The sequence below is a fragment of the Pseudomonas sp. PAMC 26793 genome (assembly GCF_000313235.1).
In the GTDB taxonomy this organism is placed as follows: Bacteria; Pseudomonadota; Gammaproteobacteria; order Pseudomonadales; family Pseudomonadaceae; genus Aquipseudomonas; species Aquipseudomonas yamanorum.
The window spans coordinates 291339-313671 of the sequence record NZ_AMXG01000023.1 but is presented as its reverse complement, the minus strand read 5'-3'; the positions used below and the strand labels follow the sequence as shown (position 1 = coordinate 313671).

The 22333-nt window shown below is 61.4% G+C and carries 20 protein-coding genes; 16 read left to right on the top strand and 4 right to left on the bottom strand.

Going from position 1 to position 22333, the window contains the following annotated elements; translation table 11 throughout:
- The first annotated feature begins 87 nt into the window (after positions 1-87).
- The 4 genes from D109_RS0108795 to D109_RS0108780 all read left to right on the top strand — a co-directional run bounded on the left by D109_RS0108795 (position 88) and on the right by D109_RS0108780 (position 4377).
- Positions 88-1482 carry an FAD-binding oxidoreductase gene (locus tag D109_RS0108795; protein WP_003213844.1) on the top strand — a complete coding sequence of 465 codons (1395 nt, stop codon included), beginning with the start codon at positions 88-90 and terminating at the stop codon, positions 1480-1482.
- A gap of 22 nt (positions 1483-1504) precedes the next feature.
- On the top strand, positions 1505-2170 hold the full coding sequence (locus D109_RS0108790) for a fumarylacetoacetate hydrolase family protein (RefSeq protein WP_003213842.1): 666 nt from the start codon (positions 1505-1507) through the stop codon (positions 2168-2170).
- Positions 2171-2415: 245 nt separating this feature from the next.
- Positions 2416-3345, top strand: coding sequence for an SdiA-regulated domain-containing protein (locus D109_RS0108785; protein WP_017476566.1), 930 nt, complete (start codon positions 2416-2418; stop codon positions 3343-3345).
- Between the two features lie 117 nt (positions 3346-3462).
- Positions 3463-4377: an SdiA-regulated domain-containing protein gene (locus tag D109_RS0108780; RefSeq protein ID WP_017476565.1), complete on the top strand. Its 915-nt coding sequence runs from the start codon at positions 3463-3465 to the stop codon at positions 4375-4377.
- 118 nt (positions 4378-4495) lie between these two features.
- Here D109_RS0108780 and rpiA read toward each other — a convergent pair whose 3' ends face one another.
- Positions 4496-5167: a ribose-5-phosphate isomerase RpiA gene (rpiA, locus tag D109_RS0108775; RefSeq protein WP_008438935.1), complete on the bottom strand. Its 672-nt coding sequence runs from the start codon at positions 5165-5167 to the stop codon at positions 4496-4498.
- 136 nt (positions 5168-5303) lie between these two features.
- On the opposite strand from rpiA, the gene ilvA reads away from it, so the two are divergent.
- Both ilvA and D109_RS0108765 read left to right on the top strand, forming a co-directional pair.
- Positions 5304-6818, top strand: coding sequence for a threonine ammonia-lyase, biosynthetic (gene ilvA, locus D109_RS0108770; RefSeq protein WP_003213834.1), 1515 nt, complete (start codon positions 5304-5306; stop codon positions 6816-6818).
- 40 nt (positions 6819-6858) lie between these two features.
- The gene (locus D109_RS0108765; protein ID WP_017476564.1) at positions 6859-7272 is read left to right on the top strand and encodes a DUF2269 family protein; all 414 of its coding nucleotides are present in this window, start codon (positions 6859-6861) and stop codon (positions 7270-7272) included.
- 110 nt (positions 7273-7382) lie between these two features.
- On the opposite strand, the gene D109_RS0108760 is transcribed toward D109_RS0108765, so the two are convergent.
- Positions 7383-8039 (bottom strand): HAD family phosphatase, encoded by a 657-nt coding sequence (locus D109_RS0108760; protein WP_017476563.1) that lies wholly within the window; start codon positions 8037-8039, stop codon positions 7383-7385.
- A gap of 143 nt (positions 8040-8182) precedes the next feature.
- Between D109_RS0108760 and D109_RS0108755 the strand changes: the two genes are divergently transcribed.
- Positions 8183-8662 (top strand): RNA pyrophosphohydrolase, encoded by a 480-nt coding sequence (locus D109_RS0108755; protein WP_003176750.1) that lies wholly within the window; start codon positions 8183-8185, stop codon positions 8660-8662.
- A 22-nt stretch (positions 8663-8684) separates the two neighbouring features.
- On the top strand, positions 8685-10964 hold the full coding sequence (ptsP, locus tag D109_RS0108750; RefSeq protein WP_010167790.1) for a phosphoenolpyruvate--protein phosphotransferase: 2280 nt from the start codon (positions 8685-8687) through the stop codon (positions 10962-10964).
- Positions 10965-11004: 40 nt separating this feature from the next.
- Here ptsP and D109_RS0108745 read toward each other — a convergent pair whose 3' ends face one another.
- Complete coding sequence (locus D109_RS0108745; protein WP_017476561.1) at positions 11005-11751, bottom strand: NRDE family protein; 747 nt, start codon at positions 11749-11751, stop codon at positions 11005-11007.
- Positions 11752-11840: 89 nt separating this feature from the next.
- Between D109_RS0108745 and D109_RS0108740 the strand changes: the two genes are divergently transcribed.
- The 3 genes from D109_RS0108740 (at position 11841) to D109_RS0108730 (ending at position 14387) form a co-directional block, all read left to right on the top strand.
- Positions 11841-12623: a sulfite exporter TauE/SafE family protein gene (locus tag D109_RS0108740; RefSeq protein ID WP_017476560.1), complete on the top strand. Its 783-nt coding sequence runs from the start codon at positions 11841-11843 to the stop codon at positions 12621-12623.
- A 66-nt stretch (positions 12624-12689) separates the two neighbouring features.
- Positions 12690-13502 (top strand): prolipoprotein diacylglyceryl transferase, encoded by an 813-nt coding sequence (gene lgt / locus D109_RS0108735; protein ID WP_008438947.1) that lies wholly within the window; start codon positions 12690-12692, stop codon positions 13500-13502.
- Positions 13503-13553: 51 nt separating this feature from the next.
- Entirely contained in the window at positions 13554-14387 is an 834-nt protein-coding gene (locus D109_RS0108730; RefSeq protein ID WP_003213821.1) for a thymidylate synthase, read from the top strand.
- Positions 14388-14512: 125 nt separating this feature from the next.
- Here D109_RS0108730 and cadR read toward each other — a convergent pair whose 3' ends face one another.
- Entirely contained in the window at positions 14513-14962 is a 450-nt protein-coding gene (cadR, locus tag D109_RS0108725; RefSeq protein WP_017476559.1) for a Cd(II)/Pb(II)-responsive transcriptional regulator, read from the bottom strand.
- A gap of 85 nt (positions 14963-15047) precedes the next feature.
- On the opposite strand from cadR, the gene D109_RS0108720 reads away from it, so the two are divergent.
- The 5 genes from D109_RS0108720 (at position 15048) to D109_RS0108700 (ending at position 22254) form a co-directional block, all read left to right on the top strand.
- A complete protein-coding gene (locus D109_RS0108720; RefSeq protein ID WP_017476558.1) occupies positions 15048-17318 on the top strand; it encodes a heavy metal translocating P-type ATPase in 2271 nt (756 codons plus the stop codon).
- A gap of 16 nt (positions 17319-17334) precedes the next feature.
- On the top strand, positions 17335-18198 hold the full coding sequence (locus D109_RS0108715; RefSeq protein WP_017476557.1) for a LysR family transcriptional regulator: 864 nt from the start codon (positions 17335-17337) through the stop codon (positions 18196-18198).
- 225 nt (positions 18199-18423) lie between these two features.
- Positions 18424-19488 carry a putative 2-aminoethylphosphonate ABC transporter ATP-binding protein gene (locus tag D109_RS0108710; protein WP_026077848.1) on the top strand — a complete coding sequence of 355 codons (1065 nt, stop codon included), beginning with the start codon at positions 18424-18426 and terminating at the stop codon, positions 19486-19488.
- 1 nt (position 19489) lies between these two features.
- Positions 19490-21214: a putative 2-aminoethylphosphonate ABC transporter permease subunit gene (locus D109_RS0108705; RefSeq protein WP_017476555.1), complete on the top strand. Its 1725-nt coding sequence runs from the start codon at positions 19490-19492 to the stop codon at positions 21212-21214.
- Positions 21215-21237: 23 nt separating this feature from the next.
- A complete protein-coding gene (locus tag D109_RS0108700; protein ID WP_017476554.1) occupies positions 21238-22254 on the top strand; it encodes a putative 2-aminoethylphosphonate ABC transporter substrate-binding protein in 1017 nt (338 codons plus the stop codon).
- Positions 22255-22333: the final 79 nt, after the last annotated feature.

Below are 22333 nucleotides of genomic sequence, written 5' to 3'. Positions count from 1 at the left end.
ATGCTAGCATACGTGCCCCGCTAAACACCCATTCCTGCGACGTGAAGCGTTCTCAGGATGACCATGAATTGTTCGAGAGTTCTGTCGATGACCCATCCTGCCCTGATTGATGAGCTGAAGACCCTGGTTGAGCCTGGCAAGGTCCTGACCGATGCTGACTCCCTTGAGGCTTATGGCAAGGACTGGACCAAGCATTTCGCGCCGGCCCCGGTCGCCATCGTGTTCCCGAAGACCACCGAACAGGTGCAGGCCATTGTCCGTTGGGCCAATGAACACAAGGTGGCGCTGGTGCCGTCCGGTGGTCGTACCGGCCTGTCGGCCGCTGCCGTCGCAGCGAATGGCGAAGTGGTTGTGTCCTTCGACTATATGAACCAGATCCTCGACGTGAACCTCACCGACCGCACCGCCGTGTGCCAGCCGGGCGTGGTCACCAAGCAATTGCAGAACGTCGCCGAAGAAAAAGGCCTGTACTACCCGGTGGACTTCGCCTCGTCCGGTTCCAGCCAGATTGGCGGCAATATCGGCACTAATGCCGGCGGGATCAAGGTGATTCGCTACGGCATGACCCGTAACTGGGTGGCCGGCATGAAAGTCGTCACCGGCAAGGGCGACCTGCTGGAGCTGAACAAGGACCTGATCAAGAACGCCACCGGCTACGACATGCGTCAGCTGTTCATCGGCGCTGAAGGCACCCTGGGCTTTGTGGTCGAAGCGACCATGCGCCTGGACCGTGCGCCGAAAAACCTCACCGCCATGGTGCTCGGCACCACCGATTTCGACTCGATCATGCCGGTGTTGCACGCCTTCCAGAGCAAGCTGGACCTGACCGCATTCGAGTTCTTCTCCGACAAGGCCCTGGCCAAAGTCCTCGGTCGCGGCGACGTGCCGGCGCCGTTCGAGTCCGACTGCCCGTTCTACGCGCTGCTGGAATTTGAAGCGACCACCGAAGAGGTGGCCAACGACGCCCTGGCCACGTTCGAACACTGCGTGGAGCAGGGCTGGGTGCTCGACGGCGTGATGAGCCAGAGCGAAACCCAACTGCACAACCTGTGGAAGCTGCGGGAGTACATCTCCGAAACCATCTCCCACTGGACGCCGTACAAGAACGACATTTCGGTGACTGTGTCGAAAGTGCCGGCCTTCCTGAAGGAAATCGACGCGATCGTCGGCGAACACTACCCGGACTTCGAAATCGTCTGGTTCGGCCACATCGGCGACGGCAACCTGCACCTGAACATCCTCAAGCCGGAAAACCTGAGCAAGGACGAGTTCTTCGCCAAGTGCGCCACCGTCAACAAGTGGGTGTTCGAGACCGTGCAGAAGTACAACGGCTCGATCTCCGCCGAACACGGCGTGGGCATGACCAAGCGCGACTACCTGACCTACAGCCGCTCGCCGGTTGAAATCGAATACATGAAAGCAGTGAAAGCGGTGTTCGACCCGAACGGGATCATGAACCCGGGCAAGATTTTCGCTGTTTAACAGTCCCTGAAGGAGTCGGTCCATGAGCTACCAGCACAAGTATGTCGACGGCACCAATATTCACTTTCCCCTGGGGAAAGTGGTGTGCATCGGGCGTAACTACGCCGAACACGCCAAGGAACTGGATAACCCGGTACCTACCGAGCCGCTGTTGTTTATCAAGCCCGGTAGCTGCGTGGTGGCGCTGGAAGGTGGTTTCGCCATCCCCACCGAGCGCGGTTCGGTGCACTACGAAGCGGAAATCGCCGTGTTGATCGGCAAGCCTCTGTCGGCCAAGCCGAGCCGCGAGGAAGTGCTGGACGCCATCTCCGGCTTCGCCCCGGCCCTCGACCTGACCCTGCGGGATAAACAGGCCGAGCTGAAAGCCAAGGGCCTGCCGTGGGAAATCGCCAAGTCGTTTGATGGCGCGGCAGTGATTGCCCCGTTCGTGGTCGGCAGCACGTTCCCGGACGTGACCGACATCGGCATTCGCCTGACCATCAATGGCGAAGTGCGCCAGGACGGCAACAGCGCGATCATGCTCAACCCGATCATCCCGATGATCCAGTACATGGCCGGCTGCTTCTCCCTGCAGGCCGGCGATGTAATTCTCACCGGTACACCGGCCGGCGTAGGCCCGCTGAATGTGGGCGATGAGTTGGTGCTGGAATTGCCGGGCGTGAGCCGCTTCGAAAGCAGCGTTCGCTAAATACCTGGCGAAACGCGGTCAGAAATGTGGGAGCGGGCTTGCTCGCGAATGCGGTGGACCAGTCGACAGATTCAGTGACTGACACTACGCATTCGCGAGCAAGCCCGCTCCCACATTTGATCTGTGTATGGCTGCAAAATCGGTTTTTGCATTTTTTTCACACCCCATCCGGATAATCTTCAGCCTCCTGCGCGCGGACCTTGTGATCCTGTGCTATCCCCTAAGCTGACTTTCTGGAAAGCGTAATGGCCGTGCCTCTCCCCTCCGTAAAACCCACCTTGCGTTCACGCCTTGCCATGCGCTGGTATTCCTGGCTGTTCCTGGCCGGCGCGATCATTTACGGCGTGGCCTGGGCGATGCATTGGGACGACCGTGGCGTGTTGTGGGTGGCGGAGGGCTTCGAAACCCCGACCGAGCGCCTGGAAAGCGTCTGGCTCCCGGACTACCGCGCGGTGATCGATGCCAAGTTGCTGCCCGGCATGGAGAAGGACGAAGCCTCGGACCTCACCTACAACCCGCAGACCAAGACCCTGTTCTCGGTCATGGGCAAGAACCCGTTCCTGGTTGAATTGACCCTGCAAGGCGACGTGCTGCGCAAGATGCCGCTCAACGGCTGGAACAACCCGGAAGGCGTGACCATGATGGAAAACGGCTTGATGGCCGTGGTCGATGAGCGTCAGCACAGCCTGACCATCATCAAGGTCGACCCGCAGACCCAGCAGTTGAACAAAGCCGATTTCCCGTCCTACGACCTTGGCCCGTCGAAGGACCAAAACAAAGCCTTTGAAGCCGTGACCTGGGACAAGCGCAACCAGCAACTGATCCTCGGCGAAGAGCGCCCACCGGCGCTGTTCACCTGGAAAAGCGACGGCAGCCAGACCCTCACCGGCGACAAGCAAAAGCTCGCCAGCACCGAGCTGGACATGCGCAACCTCTCAGCGCTGACCGTCGACCCGCGTACCGGCCACCTGCTGGCGCTGTCGGCGGACTCCCATCTGTTGCTGGAACTGGACGAGAAGGGCGAGCAAGTCAGCTTCATGACCCTGCTCGGCGGCTTCAATGGCTTGAAGAACACCATTCCCCGTGCCGAAGGGGTAACCATGGACGAGAACGGCACGCTGTACATGGTCAGCGAGCCGAACCTGTTCTATCGCTTCGAGAAGCAGAAACAGTAGTTCGATTACGTCAGATTTTTCTCTATCTGCGGCATCCGCCAGACACCCGGGGCGTTTAAGTTTAAATTCAGGCGACCGTGATATTCATTCGCCAGTTTTCACTCTGAGCCCCGCCCGATGCGTCGACTTGCCCGTCCAAAACCTGCTTTTTTCATCCTGATCCTGATCGCCCTGGTGGCTGTCGGCGTGGTCGCGCAGCAATTGCGCCTTTTCGAGCGTGCCTGGTTCAACTGGCAGTCGTGGCGCAATCCCGCCGGTGAGCATTCCATTGGTCTGGGGGATTACCGGGTGGCCCTGGAGGCGCAGGTGATCGACGGCCTCAACGATGATGTCTCGGCCCTGACCTTTGATCCTGTGCGCAACAGCCTGTTTACCGTGACCAACAAGAATGCCGAGCTGGTGGAGCTGTCCCTGGAGGGCAAAATCCTGCGGCGCATTGCGCTGGTGGGTTTTGGCGACGCCGAGGCGGTGGAGTACATCAGCGACAACACCTACGTCATCAGCGACGAGCGCCAGCAGCGGCTGATCAAGGTCCACGTGGATGACGACACCCAATTCCTTGATGCCGCCGACGCCGAGCAAATGACCCTCGGCGTGCACCTGGGCGGCAACAAGGGCTTCGAAGGCTTGGCCTATGACTCGGTGGGCAAGCGTTTGTTTGTGGCCAAGGAACGCGACCCGATGCTGATCTACGAGGTCCACGGCTTTCCCCATTTCAAACCGGAAAAAACCTACTCGGTGCACGTGATCAACAACCCCAAGCGCGATGCCGGATTGTTTGTGCGTGACCTGTCGAGCCTGCAATACGATGAGCGCAGCGGCCATTTGCTGGCGCTGTCGGATGAGTCATTCCTGGTGTTGGAGCTGGATATCGACGGTCGTCCCCTGAGCAGTTTGTCACTGCTCAAGGGGCGCCATGGCCTGAAGCAGCGAGTGCCTCAGGCCGAGGGGATTGCCATGGACAACGACGGCACGTTGTACATGGTCAGTGAGCCCAATCTTTTCTATGTATTCAAAAAAACCAAGTCTTGAGTCATGTGCAGAACAAATGTGGGAGCGGGCTTGCTCGCGAATGCGGTGTATCAGGCGCCATATTCAGTGACTGACACTGCGCATTCGCGAGCAAGCCCGCTCCCACAGGGGTTTTGCATTACGCCTTAAGGGTTTTCACGCCTTCCGGGGTGCCCAGCAGCAGTACGTCAGCCGGACGGGCTGCGAACAGGCCGTTGGTAACGACGCCGACGATGGCATTGATCTGACGCTCCAGTTCCACCGGATTGGTGATCTGCATATTGAACACGTCGATGATGATGTTGCCGTTGTCGGTCAGCACGCCTTCGCGGTACACCGGGTCGCCGCCCAGCTTCACCAGCTCGCGGGCCACGTGGCTGCGGGCCATCGGGATCACTTCCACCGGCAGCGGGAACGCGCCGAGGACGGGCACCAGTTTGCTGGCGTCGGCGATGCAGATGAAGGTCTTGGCCACCGCCGCGACGATCTTCTCGCGGGTCAGGGCTGCGCCGCCGCCCTTGATCAGATTCAGGTGCGCGTCGCTTTCATCGGCGCCGTCGACGTAGAACTCCAGGTCGCTGACGGTGTTCAGCTCATACACCGGAATACCATGGCCCTTGAGCCGCGCAGCGGTGGCTTCGGAACTGGCAACCGCGCCGTCGAACGCGCCTTTGTGCAGGGCCAGCGCATCGATAAAGCAGTTGGCAGTGGAACCGGTGCCGACACCGACGATGCTTTTATCGTCGAGTTTAGGAAGGATTAAATCGACGGCGGCCTGGGCCACTGCCTGTTTGAGTTGATCCTGGGTCATGCGGGCTCCGGAACGGGCGGGGAGTAAAGAGGGGCGCGAGTATAACCCAACAAAACCTCGGTTTTCGTGTGGTCGCCCGGCCAAACGCTGGGTTAGACTCCTTGACCCTGCCCAACCCGCCCAGTGATGCTTTCCGATGCTTGAACAGTACGTCAAAAAGATCCTCACCTCGCGCGTTTATGACGTTGCCGTAGAAACCCCGCTGCAGACCGCCCGCCAGCTCTCCGAGCGGCTGGGCAACAAGGTCTGGCTCAAGCGCGAAGACTTGCAGCCGGTGTTCTCGTTCAAGATTCGCGGCGCCTACAACAAGCTGACGCAACTGAGCGCCGAAGAACGGGCGCGCGGTGTGGTCACCGCTTCGGCGGGCAACCACGCCCAGGGCCTGGCCCTGGCGGCCAAGGTGCTGGGGGTCAAGGCCACCATTGTGATGCCCAAGACCACGCCCGAGATCAAGGTCGAAGGCGTGCGCTCCCGTGGTGGCAAAGTGGTGCTGCACGGGGATTCGTTCCCGGAAGCGCTGGCGTATTCGCTGAAGCTGGTCGACGAAAAAGGCTACGTCTACATTCACCCCTACGATGATCCGCACACCATTGCCGGGCAGGGCACCGTGGCGATGGAGATCCTGCGCCAGCACCCGGGACCGCTGGACGCGATTTTCGTCCCGGTGGGCGGCGGTGGCCTGATCGCCGGTATCGCGGCCTACGTGAAATACCTGCGGCCTGAAATCAAGATCATCGGCGTCGAGCCTGACGACTCCAACTGCCTGCAAGCCGCCATGGCGGCGGGCGAGCGCGTGGTACTGCCGACCGTGGGCATCTTCGCCGACGGCGTGGCAGTGGCGCAGATCGGCCAGCACACCTTCGACATCTGCAAGGATTACGTGGATGAAGTGATCACCGTCAGCACCGATGAAATCTGCGCGGCGATCAAGGACATCTACGATGACACCCGCTCCATCACTGAACCGGCTGGTGCCCTGGGCGTGGCGGGCATCAAGAAGTACGTCGAGACCCGTGGCATCACCGGGCAAACCCTGGTGGCCATCGATTCCGGGGCCAACGTCAACTTCGACCGCCTGCGCCATGTGGCCGAGCGCGCCGAGCTGGGTGAAGGCCGCGAAGCCATCATCGCCGTGACCATCCCCGAGAAGCCGGGCAGCTTCAAGGCCTTCTGCGAGGCCGTGGGCAAACGCCAGATCACCGAATTCAACTACCGCTACCACTCCGGCCGCGAGGCGCACATTTTTGTCGGCGTGCAGACCCACCCGGAAAACGACCCGCGCAGCGCACTGATCGCCAGCCTCACCAGCCAGGGTTTCCCGGTGCTGGACCTGACGGAAAACGAACTGGCCAAGCTGCACATCCGCCATATGGTCGGCGGCCATGCGGCGCACGTCAGCGACGAAGTGGTGTTCCGCTTCGAGTTCCCGGAACGTCCGGGGGCACTGTTCAACTTCCTCAACAAATTGGGCGGGCGCTGGAACATCTCGATGTTCCACTATCGCAACCACGGCGCTGCCGATGGGCGCGTGGTGGCGGGCCTGCAAGTGCCGGCGGACGAGCGCCACCTGGTGCCGGCGGCGCTGGAAGCCATTGGCTACCCGTACTGGGATGAAAGTGATAACCCGGCCTACCAGCTGTTCCTCGGTTGAGCGACTACGCTGACTGGGCGGCCTTCAAGGAATCGAGAACATGGAAACGCTGACCACTCTTAAAGTTATCCACATCGCGGCCACGGTGTTGCTGCTGCTCAGCGGCCTCGCCCTGGCGGTGCTGGCCTGGCGCAAACGCAGTGCGGGGCCGGCCTATACGGTGCAGCGGCCGTGGGTGTTTGTGTGGCTGTTGATGGGGGTTTGCGTGGTGAGCATGCCGTTCACTGGCTGGTGGCTGGCGCACTTGATCGGCTGGCCGCTGGGGCAAACCTGGATTCTGGGTTCAAGCGTGATCTACACCGTGGCGGCGCTGAGCTGGTTCTGGCTGGTGGCGCGGCTTAATCGACTGCGGTTGGGCGGGGCGGGGAGTGTGAATTTCACCGTGGCGCTGGCGGTGGTGAGCCTGGTGGGGTTTGTGGCGATTGCCGGGTTGATGGGGGCCAAACCTGTCTAGATGATCGTTCCCACGCTCCGCGTGGTAACGCCACCCGGGACGCTCCGCGTCCCAAGAGCGGACGCAGAGCGTCCAGTGATGCATTCCCACGCAGAGCGTGGGAATGATCTTTAGCTGCGCAGGGTAATCACCGGCCAACCACGCTTCTCAGCCTCGGCCCGCAGATTCGGATCCGGATCCACCGCCACCGCATGTGTCACCTGCTCCAGCAACGGCAGGTCATTCATCGAATCGCTATAGAAGTAACTGTCCTCCAGGTTATGCCCGGTTTCTTCCAGCCAGCGATTCAAGCGCGTCACCTTGCCCTCGCGGAAGCACGGGATATCCGTACTGCGCCCGGTGTAACGGCCGTTTTCCATCTCGCACTCGGTGGCGATCAGGGTTTCCACGCCCAGGCGTGCGGCAATCGGCGCGGTCACAAAACGGTTGGTCGCCGTGATGATCACCAGCTTGTCGCCCGCCGCCCGGTGCTTGGCCAGCAACTCAACCGCCTGTGGCAGCATGATCGGCTCGATGCAGTCGCGCATGTAGTCACGGTGCCACTCATCCAACTGGGCCATCTCGGTGCGGCCGAGGATTTCCAGGCAGAAGTTCAGGTACTCGGCGTTATCCAGCGTGCCGGCCAGGTAATCCTGGTAAAACTCATCGTTGCGGGCCTTGTAGGCCACGGCGTCGAGAATTCCGCGTTCACAGAGGTAATCGCCCCAGGCGTGATCGCTGTCACCCCCCAAAAGCGTGTTGTCCAAGTCGAATAAAGCCAGGCGCATTGCAGTTACTCGCTGAAAAGTCTGTAAAAAGGCGTCCAGAATACGGTCTTTTCACAAGAGTGCACATAAGGTAAGCAGCCTCGTTGCCGCTGTATCAATCTTTGTGGAACAATGCGGTGACATGCGTTTGCGAGGTTGTTGCCGTGATCGACCCCGATGGTTTCCGTCCTAATGTCGGGATTATTCTTACGAATGATGCCGGACAGGTGCTATGGGCTCGCCGTATCAACCAAGATGCCTGGCAGTTTCCTCAAGGCGGAATCAACCCCGACGAAACCCCTGAAGACGCCTTGTACCGTGAGTTGAACGAAGAAGTAGGCCTTGAACGTGAAGATGTGCAAATTCTGGCCTGCACTCGAGGCTGGTTGCGCTATCGTTTGCCGCAACGTCTGGTACGTACCCACAGCCAACCGCTGTGCATCGGCCAGAAACAGAAATGGTTTCTCCTGCGCCTGATCTCCAACGAGCAGCGGGTGCGGATGGATTTGACCGGTAAACCGGAGTTCGATGGCTGGCGCTGGGTCAGTTATTGGTATCCGTTGGGCCAGGTGGTGACATTCAAGCGCGAGGTTTATCGTCGCGCTCTTAAAGAGCTTGCCCCGCGCCTTTTAGCGCGCGACTGACGACGGAGTTCGACCCCGAGCCATGCTCAATACGCTGCGCAAGATCGTCCAGGAAGTTAACTCCGCCAAGGATCTCAAGGCGGCGTTGGGGATTATTGTGTTGCGCGTCAAGGAAGCCATGGGCAGCCAGGTCTGCTCGGTTTACCTGCTGGACCCCGAGACCAACCGTTTTGTCCTGATGGCCACCGAGGGCTTGAACAAGCGCTCCATCGGCAAGGTCAGCATGGCGCCCAATGAGGGGCTGGTGGGCCTGGTGGGGACGCGTGAAGAACCCCTGAACCTCGAAAACGCGGCCGATCACCCGCGTTATCGCTACTTTGCCGAAACCGGCGAAGAGCGCTATGCCTCGTTCCTCGGTGCACCGATCATTCACCACCGCCGCGTTGTCGGCGTGTTGGTCATCCAGCAGAAAGAACGCCGCCAGTTCGACGAAGGTGAAGAAGCCTTCCTCGTGACCATGAGCGCGCAGCTCGCCGGGGTTATCGCCCACGCCGAGGCCACCGGTTCGATTCGCGGCCTGGGACGCCAGGGCAAGGGCATCCAGGAAGCCAAGTTCGTCGGCGTACCGGGTTCGCCAGGCGCTGCCGTCGGTACCGCCGTAGTGATGCTGCCGCCGGCCGACCTGGACGTGGTGCCGGACAAGACCGTCACCGACATCGACGCTGAAATCATCCTGTTCAAGACCGCCCTCGAAGGCGTACGCAATGACATGCGCACCCTGTCGACCAAGCTCGCCACCCAGCTGCGTCCTGAAGAGCGGGCGTTGTTCGACGTGTACCTGATGATGCTCGACGACGCGTCCCTGGGCAGCGAAGTCAAGGACGTGATCAAGACTGGCCAGTGGGCCCAGGGCGCACTGCGCCAGGTGGTCACCGATCACGTCAACCGTTTTGAACTGATGGACGATGCCTACCTGCGCGAGCGCGCCTCTGACGTGAAAGACCTCGGTCGCCGTCTGCTGGCCTACTTGCAGGAAGAACGCTCGACCACCCTGGTGTACCCCGACAACACCATCCTGATCAGTGAAGAACTGACCGCCACCATGCTCGGCGAAGTGCCGGAAGGCAAACTGGTGGGCCTGGTCTCGGTATTGGGTTCGGGTAACTCCCACGTCGCGATCCTGGCCCGGGCCATGGGCATCCCGACGGTGATGGGCCTGGTGGACCTGCCGTATTCCAAGGTCGACGGCATCGAAATGATCGTCGACGGCTACCACGGCGAGGTCTACACCAACCCCAGCGAAGTGCTGCGCAAGCAATACGCCGAGGTGGTGGAAGAAGAACGCCAGCTGTCCCAGGGCCTCGACGCTCTGCGGGAACTGCCGTGTGTGACCCTCGACGGCCACCGCGTGCCGCTGCTGGTCAACACCGGCCTGCTGGCGGACGTGGCACGCGCACAACAGCGCGGCGCTGAAGGTGTTGGGCTGTACCGCACCGAAGTGCCGTTCATGATCAACCAACGTTTTCCGAGTGAGAAGGAGCAGCTGGCGATTTATCGCGAGCAACTGTCCGCCTTCCATCCGTTACCGGTGACCATGCGCAGCCTGGACATCGGCGGCGACAAGTCACTGTCGTATTTCCCCATCAAGGAAGACAACCCCTTCCTTGGCTGGCGCGGTATTCGCGTTACCCTCGACCATCCTGAAATCTTCCTCGTCCAGACCCGCGCGATGCTCAAGGCCAGCGAAGGCTTGAACAACCTGCGCATCCTGCTCCCGATGATCTCCGGCACCCACGAGCTGGAAGAGGCGCTGCACCTGATCCACCGGGCCTGGGGCGAAGTGCGCGACGAAGGCGCCGACGTGCCGATGCCGCCGATTGGCGTGATGATCGAGATTCCGGCGGCGGTGTACCAGGCCAAGGAGCTGGCGCGGCAGGTGGACTTCCTGTCGGTGGGCTCCAACGACCTGACCCAGTACCTGCTGGCCGTGGACCGCAACAACCCACGGGTGGCCGACCTCTACGACTACCTGCACCCGGCGGTGCTGCAAGCCTTGCAGAACGTGGTGCGCGACGCCCATGCCGAAGGCAAGCAAGTGAGTATCTGCGGTGAGATGGCCGGTGACCCGGCAGCGGCCGTGCTGTTGATGGCGATGGGCTTTGACAGCCTGTCGATGAACGCCACCAACTTGCCGAAGGTGAAATGGATGCTGCGCCAGATCAACCTGAGCCGAGCCAAGGAACTGCTGGCAGAGTTGATGACCATCGACAACCCGCAAGTTATCCACAGCTCGCTGCAACTGGCACTGAAGAACCTTGGGTTGGCACGGATGATCAATCCGGCGTCTGCAAAAACCCTCTAACCGGATTTCAGAGCCTGTCCCCAATCGAAATGTGGGAGGTTCAGATTTTGAGTTCAACTTCACCCAACTGTCCGCCATACGGCCCGAAACTGCGCTCCACGATATGCCGTGTCCCGTCGGCATTCACAATCAGCGCCGTGCTCGCCCGCGTCCCGTAACTGGGGCTGGCAATAAACACACTCGACAACAGGCTCTCCGTCGCCAGTCCCACGCTGGTGTCCGGCAAGTCGGCAAACGGGGCGGTCTGCGGGTCGCTCAAGATCCCCAGCAGAGCCTCCGGCTGCGGATCCGTCAGCACTTGCGCCAGCGCCGCCTTGGCCTTCAACAACTTCGGCCACGGCGTATCCAGTCCTGCATTGGATAACCCATAAACCCCAGCTTCCAGCCGCGTCGGTGCAGACTCCTTGGCGTTGTAATGCCAAAGCTCGTCCCGCGTCCCGACCAACAGGTTAAACCCGGCATATTCAATGGATCTGCCATTAACGTCGGCCAAATAGTCGTCAATTGACAGCGAACCGCTGAGAAAGCGCGCTACTAGCTCGCCCCGCGACTTGCGGGCCGGCGGCTGGTGCGGGTCACGAATATTGGTCAGCGCCGCAAAGCGCCCATCTGCGCCAACTCCCAGCCAGGTCCCGCCGGCTTCTTGGTCGCGCCCGGCGTAAACATGGGGCGCATCCAGCCACTGGGCCAACGGCAGGCTGGGCCGGGCATAAAACTCATCACGGTTGGCCGCGACGATCAGCGGCTGGGCGTGGCCCGGCCGCCAGGCAAAAACAATCAGGCACATAAGGCAATCCCTTTGTGTTTTGCCCACTCTACCCATAGAACCCTGTGCTTTGCATCCGTTAACATGCCGGTCTGTTTTCGGGGGCTCCCATGGAATTTCTGCTGTATTTGCTGCTGGGTTCCTGTGCGGGCATGCTCGCCGGGCTGTTCGGCGTGGGCGGCGGGATCATTATTGTGCCGGTGCTGGTGTTCAGTTTCACCTTGCAGGGCTTCGATCCCTCGGTGTTGACCCACCTCGCTGTCGGCACGTCCCTGGCGTCTATTATCTTCACGTCGGTGAATGCGGTGCGTGAGCATCACCGCCGGGGCGCCGTGCGCTGGCCGATCTTTGTGTGGATGGCCGTGGGCATCCTGCTGGGCGCAGGCGTTGGCGCGCTGACTGCTGAAGCGATTTCCGGGCCGCACTTGCAGAAGATCATCGGTGTGTTCGCCCTGGTGATCGCCCTGCAGATGACCCTGGAGCTCAAGCCCAAGGCCAGCCGTCAGGTGCCGGGCAAGCTCGGCCTGACCCTGGCGGGCGGCGTGATCGGCTGGTCGTCGGCGATTTTCGGTACCGGCGGCGGTTCGTTGACCGTGCCGTTCCTGACCTGGCGCAGCGTGCCGATGCAGCAGGCAGTGGCCACCTCGTCGGCCTGCGGCTTGCCGATCGCCCTGGCCAGTGCGTTAAGTTTCATGATTCTGGGCTGGCATGATCCGCTGCTGCCCGAGCATAGTCTCGGCTTTGTGTACTTGCCGGCGCTGCTGGGCATTGCCCTGACCAGCATGGTGGCGGCCCGTTTCGGCGCGCGCCTGGCGCATCGGTTGTCGCCGCGCTTGCTCAAGCGGCTGTTCGCCGGGCTGCTGTTTTGCGTAGGGCTGAATTTTTTGCTGTAACGCAGGCTTAATCGCGCACCGGCATGGTCCGATGCGCCATGACTATTGATTTAACGAGGAGTCGCAATGCTGCCTTACCCGCAGATCAACCCGGTGGCCGTGGCCATCGGTCCGCTGCAAATCCACTGGTACGGGTTGATGTACCTGATCGGCATCGGCGGTGCCTGGCTGCTGGCTTCCCGGCGCCTGAACCGTTTCGACCCGACCTGGACCAAGGAGAAGCTCTCCGACATGGTGTTCTGGATGTCGATGGGGGTCATCGTCGGCGGACGCCTGGGGTATGTGCTGTTCTACGACCTGCCAGCCTACATCGCCAACCCGACGCTGATCTTCGAGGTGTGGAAGGGCGGCATGGCCTTCCACGGCGGGTTTGTAGGCGTGATGATCGCGGCTTGGTGGTTTGGCCGGCGTAACGGCAAGTCGTTCTTCCAACTGATGGACTTCGTCGCGCCGTTTGTGCCGATTGGCCTGGGCGCCGGGCGTATCGGTAACTTCATCAATGCCGAATTGTGGGGCAAGCCGACTGACGTGCCGTGGGCCATGGTGTTCCCGCCGTTCAGCGACCCGGCGCAATTGCCGCGTCACCCGTCGCAGCTGTACCAGTTCGCCCTGGAAGGTGTGGCGCTGTTCCTGATCCTCTATATCTTCTCGCGCAAGCCACGCCCGACCATGGCCGTGTCGGGGATGTTCGCGCTGTTCTACGGGATCTTCCGCTTTATCGTCGAGTTCGTGCGGGTGCCGGATGCGCAACTGGGCTACCTGGCGTGGGGCTGGTTGACCATGGGTCAGATTCTCAGCCTGCCGATGATCATCGCCGGCCTGGGCCTGCTGTGGTGGGCTTACAATCGCCCCCAAGGCATCAAGAACACCGCGCTTTAAATTCGAACGCCGGGGCCCGAGGGACCCGGCTTCAACGATACAGGTATACACATGAAGCAATATCTCGAACTACTGAACGATGTCGTGACCAATGGCCTGACCAAGGGCGACCGCACCGGCACCGGCACCAAGGCCGTGTTTGCCCGTCAGTTTCGGCATAGCTTGGCCGACGGCTTCCCGCTGCTGACCACCAAGAAGCTTCACTTCAAAAGCATCGCCAACGAATTGATCTGGATGTTGAGCGGCAACACCAACATCAAGTGGCTGAACGAGAATGGCGTAAGGATCTGGGACGAATGGGCCACCGAAGACGGCGACCTGGGCCCGGTGTACGGTGAGCAGTGGACCGCCTGGCCAACCAAGGACGGCGGCAAGATCAACCAGATCGACTACATGGTCGAGACCCTGAAGACCAACCCCAACAGCCGCCGCATCCTGTTCCACGGCTGGAACGTCGAGTACCTGCCGGACGAGACCAAGAGCCCGCAGCAAAACGCCCGGGACGGCAAGCAGGCACTGCCGCCTTGCCACTTGTTGTACCAGGCGTTTGTGCATGACGGTCATCTGTCGATGCAGTTGTACATCCGCAGCTCCGATGTATTCCTCGGTCTGCCGTACAACACCGCGGCCCTGGCGCTGCTGACCCATATGCTGGCCCAACAGTGCGACCTGATCCCTCACGAGATCATCGTCACCACGGGCGACACCCATGCCTACAGCAACCATATGGAACAGATCCAGACCCAGCTGGCGCGCACGCCGAAGAAGCTGCCGGAACTGGTGATCAAGCGCAAACCCGCGTCGATCTACGATTACAAATTCGAAGACTTTGAAATCGTGGGCTATGACGCTGATCCGAGCATCAAGGCCGACGTGGCTATCTAAAAGCGATCTCGGTCCAAATGTGGGAGCGGGCTTGCTCGCGAATACGGTGTATCAGAAACACATTCAGTGGCTGACACTCCGTATTCGCGAGCAAGCCCGCTCCCACATTTGTTTTGTGTACACATTCAATGACCGTGGCTTCTGCCCACATGTGAGGGCTCAGCCTCGCTGGCCGCGACACTCCCGCTGACTTCCAGCCGCTGCAAAATCCCGCACTGATCCAGATCCGGCCCGCCGCCGCAGCGTTGGCGCAGGTCGAGCAACTGTTCCTGCAACGCCAGCAGCCCGTCGATCCGCGCCTTGACGTGGTGGATGTGCTCGTCGATCAACGCATTCACGCTTTCGCACTGGTCCTGAGGACTGTCCCGCAGGCCCAGCAGGCTGCGAATTTCCTCAAGGGTCATGTCCAGACTGCGGCAGTTGCGGATAAACACCAACCGTTCGGTGTGCGCCTGGGTGTACAGGCGGTAGTTTCCGTCGCTGCGCGCGGGCGGCGGTAGCAGGCCTTCCTTCTCGTAATAACGGATGGTTTCCACCTGGCAATCCGTCAATTTTGCCAATTCGCCGATCTTCATCGCAGCAATCTCCAAAAGGGTGCTTGACCCTATAGTGGCTACAGGGTCTTTACTTGGCAACAGGCACCTTTACGGACGCGACAGAATGAGCGACTCCCTCCACACCCCGCACAAGCACGACCATGATCATGACCACGCGCATGATCACGGCCCGAAGCTCAAACCTGTGCAGAAGCACGACCATGGCAGCCATGGCGATTCCTGCTGTTCCAGCAAGGCCGCGCCGGCGCTGGTGAAGCTGACCGAAGCCCCCACGGCGGGCTCGCGGCTGAGCACTTTCCGCATCGAAGCCATGGACTGCCCCACCGAGCAGACGCTGATCCAGAACAAACTGGGCAAGCTCGCCGGTGTGCAGCAACTGGAATTCAACCTGATCAACCGCATTCTCGGCGTGACTCACGACTTGCCGACGACCGCGCCGATCATCGACGCCATCAAGTCTCTGGGCATGCAGGCGGACCCTATCGAAGAAGGCGTTGCCCCGGCGGAACCGCCGGCGAAGAAGCACTGGTGGCCGCTGGCCGTGTCCGGTGTGGGCGCGTTGGGTGCCGAAGTGCTGCACTTCACCAACGCAGCCCCGACGTGGGTGATCGCCCTGGTCGCGCTGATCTCGATCTTCAGCGGCGGCCTCACCACCTATAAAAAGGGCTGGATTGCCCTGAAAAACCTCAACCTGAACATCAACGCCCTGATGAGCATCGCCGTCACCGGCGCGATCCTGATCGGCCAGTGGCCGGAAGCCGCGATGGTGATGTTCCTGTTCACCGTGGCCGAGTTGATCGAAGCCAAGTCTCTGGACCGTGCACGTAACGCCATCAGCGGCCTGATGCAGATGACGCCGGAACAGGCCACGGTCCGTCAAGCGGACGGCAGTTGGGTTGAACAGGACGTTAAAGTTATCGAATTGGGCTCTATCGTGCGGGTTCGTCCCGGCGAGCGCATTGGCCTGGACGGTGAAGTCACCTCTGGCCAGTCCACCATCGACCAGGCGCCGATTACCGGTGAAAGCCTGCCGATTGAAAAGACTGTGGGCGATAAAGTCTTCGCCGGCACCATCAACCAGGCCGGTTCCCTGGAATACAAAGTCACTGCCGCCGCCAACAACTCCACCCTGGCGCGGATCATCCACGCCGTGGAACAGGCCCAGGGCGCCCGTGCGCCTACCCAGCGTTTTGTCGACACCTTCGCCAAGGTCTACACCCCGGCGGTGTTCATCTTTGCCTTGGGTGTGGCGTTGATCCCGCCGCTGTTCATGGGCGGTGTGTGGTTTGAATGGGTTTACCGCGCGCTGGTGCTGCTGGTGGTCGCGTGCCCATGCGCACTGGTGATTTCCACCCCGGTGACCATCGTCAGCGGCCTGGCCGCCGCAGCGCGCAAAGGCATCCTGATCAAGGGCGGCGTGTACCTGGAGGGCGGTTACAAGCTCGACTACCTGGCCCTCGACAAGACCGGCACCATCACCCACGGCAAACCGGTGCAAACCGATTACCTGGCGCTGTTCCCGAACATGGAAGACAGCGCGCCGGCCCTGGCCGCCAGTCTGGCCGGGCGTTCCGATCACCCGGTGTCCCTGGCCATCGCCAACGCGGCTGTGGATAAGCATCTCACCGTTCACACGGTGGATAACTTCGAGGCCCTGACCGGTCGCGGTGTGAAGGGCGAGATAAACGGAGAGGTCTACTACCTGGGCAACCACCGCCTGGTGGAAGAGCTGAACCTGTGCTCGCCGGCCTTGGAGAAGAAGCTCTTCGCCCTGGAAAAACAAGGCAAGTCGGTGGTCCTGTTGCTGGACAAGTCCGGCCCGCTGGCGCTGTTCGCCGTGGCCGACACCGTGAAAGACACCAGCCGCGAAGCCATCCAGCAGCTGCATGACCTGGGCATCAAGACCCTGATGCTGACCGGCGACAACTCCCACACTGCCAAGGCGATTGCTGATCAGGTCGGCATCGACCAGGCTCAGGGCGACCTGTTGCCTACCGACAAGCTGCAAGCCATCGAAGCGCTCTACGCCAAGGGCCACCGGGTGGGCATGGTCGGCGACGGTATCAATGACGCCCCGGCCCTGGCCCGTTCCGAGATCGGGTTTGCCATGGCGGCGGCCGGTACCGACACCGCCATCGAGACCGCCGACGTGGCCCTGATGGATGATGACCTGCGCAAGATTCCGGCATTCATTCGGCTGTCGCGGCAAACGTCAAGTATCCTCAAGCAGAACATCGCCCTGGCCTTGGTGATCAAGGCGATCTTCCTCGCGGTGACCTTCCTTGGAATGGCCACCATGTGGATGGCGGTGTTCGCCGACATGGGCGTGAGCCTGCTGGTGGTATTCAATGGTCTGCGCCTGTTGCGCAAATAGTCGATGAGAGGGTGGCGTGCTGAGTGCCGAGCTGAAGGCGTTTTACATGGTCGCCCGCCTGGGCAGTATTACCCAGGCGGCGAAAAAGCTCGGGCTGAGCCAGCCCACGGTGACCACCCAGATTCGTCACCTGGAAAGCCAGTACTCGGTGGAGCTGTTCTACCGAGGCGGGCGCCGCCTGACCGTCAGTGATGAAGGTGCGCGGCTGTTGCCGATGGTCAAGGCGCTGTTGCAGCAGGAAGCGGATATCGAGTTTTTCCTGCGCAACAGTGGCCAGGTACAAGGGGCCTTGAGGATTGCCGCGACGGCACCTTATTACATCCTCGACCTGGTCAAAACCTTCCGCGAGCGGCTGCCACAGGTCGAAGTCTCGGTGGAAATCGGCAACTCCCAACAGGTGCTGGAAGCGCTGGATGACTACCGCGTCGACGTCGCCGCCTCGTCCCAACTGCTTGAAGACCCGCGCCTGATTCGCCGGGTGCTGGGCATGGACCCGCTGGTGCTGGCGGTGCATCGCAATCATCCGCTGGCAGTGCTTGATCATGTACCGCTGACTGCGCTGGCCGGGCATACCTTGCTGATGCGCGAACCGGGTTCTACCACCCGTCGATTGACCGAGGAGATGTTGCAGGGCGCCGGCGTGAGTTACGGGCCGCTGCTGGAGATTGGCAGTCGGGAATCGATCCGTGAGGCAGTGCTGCGCAATATCGGCATCAGCATCATTGCCCGCCAGGAAGTGCCCCACGACCCGCAATTGCGCGTGCTGACCATCGAAAATGCGCCGCAGATTCCCGAGTATTTGTACTGCCTTAAAGAACGAAAGGGCGCCCGATTGCCGGCGGCTTTCCTGGGATTGGCGCAGGAAATGTCTCCTCTCTGATCGTTCCCACGCTCTGCGTGGGAATGCCGGCCTGGACGCTCCGCGTCCGCTCTTAAGGTCGTGACGCGGAGCGTCACAGGATGTATTCCCACGCAGAGCGTAGGAACAATCAGTTGGTACAACCCAAATCTACCAATACCACTATCGCCACGTTTTGCCTTTCTGCCACAAGAGGGACGCATTGCCTGCCTAGGATGACCTTCATCAGTTTGATGAGGTGCCTCCATGAACACAGCCATGACCAATCCCGGCGCGCCAATGAAGGTGCGCGGTGTGCAGAAACGCTTCGGCGCCTTTACCGCGCTGGATAACGTGTCCCTGGATGTCGCCGCCGGCGAACTGGTGTGCCTGCTGGGCCCGTCGGGCTGCGGCAAGACCACCTTGCTGCGCTGCATAGCCGGGCTGGAACGCCAGGACAGTGGCGAGTTGTACCTCGGCGACCGTGACGTTTCCCTGCTGGCACCCCAGGCCCGGGACTACGGCATTCTGTTCCAGTCCTACGCGCTGTTTCCCAATCTCACCGTCGAAGCGAACATCGGCTACGGCCTCACCGGCAGTGGCCGCGATGAAGTGCGCAAGCGTGTCGGGCAGATGCTGGAACTTGTAGGCCTGGTGGGCAGCGAAAAGAAATTCCCCGGTCAACTCTCCGGCGGCCAACAGCAGCGCGTTGCCCTGGCCCGCGCCCTGGCGCCGGCGCCGTCCTTGTTGCTGCTGGACGAACCCATGTCCGCCCTCGACGCCCGAGTACGCGAGCATCTGTGCACCGAGCTGCGCCAACTGCAGCGCCGCCTGGGCATCACCACCCTGATGGTCACCCACAATCAGGACGAGGCCATGCTGATGGCCGACCGCATCGCTGTGATGAACAACGGCAAGGTCGAGCAGTACGCCACGCCCCAGGAAATCTACGACCGCCCGGCCACGCCGTTCGTGGCCGAGTTCGTCGGCCAGGGCAACTGGCTGCCGTTCAGCCGCAACAGCGCCAGCCACGCCCAGGTTGGCGGTATGAATATGCGCCTGGCGGACAACGCAGGCGTTGCGAAATCGGGCCGTCTGTTCTGCCGCCCGGAAGCCATCAACGTCAACCCGCCGGTGCATGAAGAAAACCTGTTCCCGGCCAAGGTCCGCGAGATCACCTTCCTCGGCAACCGCTGCCGCATGAGCTTTGAGCTGGACCAACTGCCCGGCCATCCGCTGCTCGCCGAACTGGCCCCGGAAGCCATGCCGCGCCTCGGCGCCCAGGACATCTGGGTCGCGCTGCCCCCGCGCAGCCTGCAGGTGTTTGCCTGAGATGGCCCGCGATATGACTCTGCCGATACCCGATAACGTGGCTCGTCAGGTTTCCCGTGCCGAAGTCGGCGACCGTATTTTTGTTATCGGCGGCAAGCTGCTTTGGTTATGTTTGCTGGGCGTCGCGGTACTGCTGCCGCTGCTGGCAATCTTCTGGCGCGGCTTCAGCAGTGAAGCCGGGCAGGGCGGTGGCCTGGTGGCGGCGCGGGAACTGGTCACCAGCGATAACTTCCACTGGTTGCTGGGTAACAGCCTGAAGGTTTCCGGCAGCGTGGCGGCCATCGTCGTACCGTTGGCCTACCTGTTTGCCTACGCCCTGCAGCGCACGTTGATTCCGGGCAAGGCGATCTGGCGTGGCATGTCGCTGCTGCCGTTGATGGCGCCGTCGATGCTGCCCGGGATTGCGCTGGTCTACCTGTTCGGTAACCAGGGCATGCTGCGCGGGCTGCTGTCGGACAACATCTATGGCTTCTGGGGCATCGTCCTCGGCGAAGTGATCTACACCTTTCCCCATGCCTTGATGATCCTGCTGTCAGCGCTTTCCCTGGCGGACGCACGCTTGTTTGATGCCGCATCGAGCATGGGCGCGAGTCCCGCCCGGGCGTTTCGCAGCATCACCTGGCCGGCGACCCGCCAGGCCGTGTTTGCCGCGTTTTGCCTGGTGTTCACCCTGACCATCACTGACTTCGGCGTGCCCGTGGTAGTCGGCGGCGATTATCAAGTGCTGGCGCTGGAAGCCTACAAAGCTGTGGTCGGCCAGCAGCAATTTGGCCGCGGTGCCTTGATCGGCATGGTCCTGCTGCTGCCGGCGCTGTTCAGTTTTGGTGTCGACGCCTGGCTACGCCGTCGTCACGGCGACTCCATGAGCGGCCGCGCCCAAGTGTTCCAGCCGGCGCCGTCGAAACTGCGGGATGGCTGCTACCTGGCCATCGTCCTGCTGATCTGCGCGATCCTGTTGCTGGTGTTCGGCATGGCGGTCTACTCGTCGCTGGTGAAGTTCTGGCCCTACAACCTGTCGCTGTCACTGGCCCATTACCAGTTCGAGGACACGGCCGGCGGCGGTTGGCTGGCCTACCGCAACAGCATCACCATGGCCCTGTGCACCGCGTTGATCGGCAGCGTGCTGATCTTTACCGGCGCTTACCTGATGGAAAAGACCAAGTGCCAGAAGGGCTTGAACCTGGCGCTGCGCATGCTCAGCTTCGTGCCGATGGCGGTGCCAGGGTTGGTGTTGGGCCTGGGCTATGTGTTCTTTTTCAACCTCAACGGCAACCCGCTGCATGTGCTTTACGGCACCATGACGCTGCTGGTGGTGTGCACCATTGCTCACTATTTGACCACCGCACAAATGACCGCCACCACGGCTCTGCGGCAGTTGGACGCCGAGTTCGAAGCCGCCGCGCTGTCCCTGAAGGCGCCGCTGTACCGGCATTACCTGCGGGTCACCGTGCCGATCTGCCTGCCGGCGCTGCTGGACATCGTGCGCTACCTGTTCGTCTCTGCGATGACCACCGTCTCCGCCGCGATCTTCCTCTACAGCCCCGACACCATCCTCGCGGCAGTCGCCGTGCTGAACATGGACGACGCCGGCAACGTCGGCGGCGCGGCGGCCATGTCGACCCTGATTCTGTTCACCTCGGCGGGCGTGTCCTTGCTGCTGGCGTGGGCCTCACGCGGCTTGTTGCGCCGCTCCCAGGCCTGGCGCCAAACCGCGCCCGGCCAATAAATCATCCATAAAGGAACTGCACCATGTTCAAGCCCCTGGCGTTAGCCGCTGCTGTGCTCACTGCGTTCAGCCTGAATGCCTTTGCCGCCAAGACCGAGTTGACCGTGTACACGGCCCTCGAAGCCGAGCAATTGAAGACCTACAAACAGGCCTTCGAAAAGGCTAACCCGGACATCGATATCAAATGGGTGCGCGACTCCACCGGCATCATCACCGCCAAGCTGCTGGCCGAAAAAGCCCGCCCGCAGGCTGACGTGGTCTGGGGCCTGGCCGCTTCCAGCCTGGCGATCCTCGACCAGCAGGGCATGCTGCAAAACTACGCACCCAAGGACCTGGGCAAGATCGGCGCGAACTACCGCGACGCCGCCAATCCACCGGCCTGGGTCGGCATGGACGTGTGGGCTGCGACTATCTGCTTCAACACCGTCGAAGCCGAAAAGCAGGGCCTGAGCAAACCGGTGAGCTGGCAAGACCTGACCAAGCCTGAGTACAAAGGCAAGATCGTCATGCCCAACCCGGCCTCGTCCGGCACCGGTTTCCTGGATGTGAGCGCCTGGCTGCAGACCTTCGGCGAGAAGCAGGGTTGGCAGTACATGGACGACCTGCACCAGAACATCGGCCAGTACGTTCACTCCGGTTCCAAGCCGTGCAAGCTGGCGGCGTCGGGTGAATTCCCGATCGGTATCTCGTTTGAATACCCGGCTGTTCAACTGAAGCGCCAGGGCGCACCGCTGGACATCATCCTGCCGAAAGAGGGTCTGGGCTGGGACATCGAAGCCACCGCGGTGATCAAGGGCACCGCCCACGCGGACGCGGCACAGAAGCTCGCCGACTTCTCCGCCAGCCCGGCGGCAATGGAGCTGTACAAGGAAAACTTCGCGGTACTGGCCCAGCCGGGTATCGCCAAGCCGCAGACCGAATTGCCGGCTGACTACGAGCAGCGGCTGATCAAGAACGACTTTGCCTGGGCGTCGAAAAACCGCGACAGCATCCTGACCGAGTGGCGCAAGCGCTATGACGGCAAGTCGGAAAAACAATAACCACCGATCGTTCCCACGCTCTGCGTGGGAACGCGGCTCTGGACGCTCTGCGTCCGCTTTTGTAGTCGTGACGCGGAGC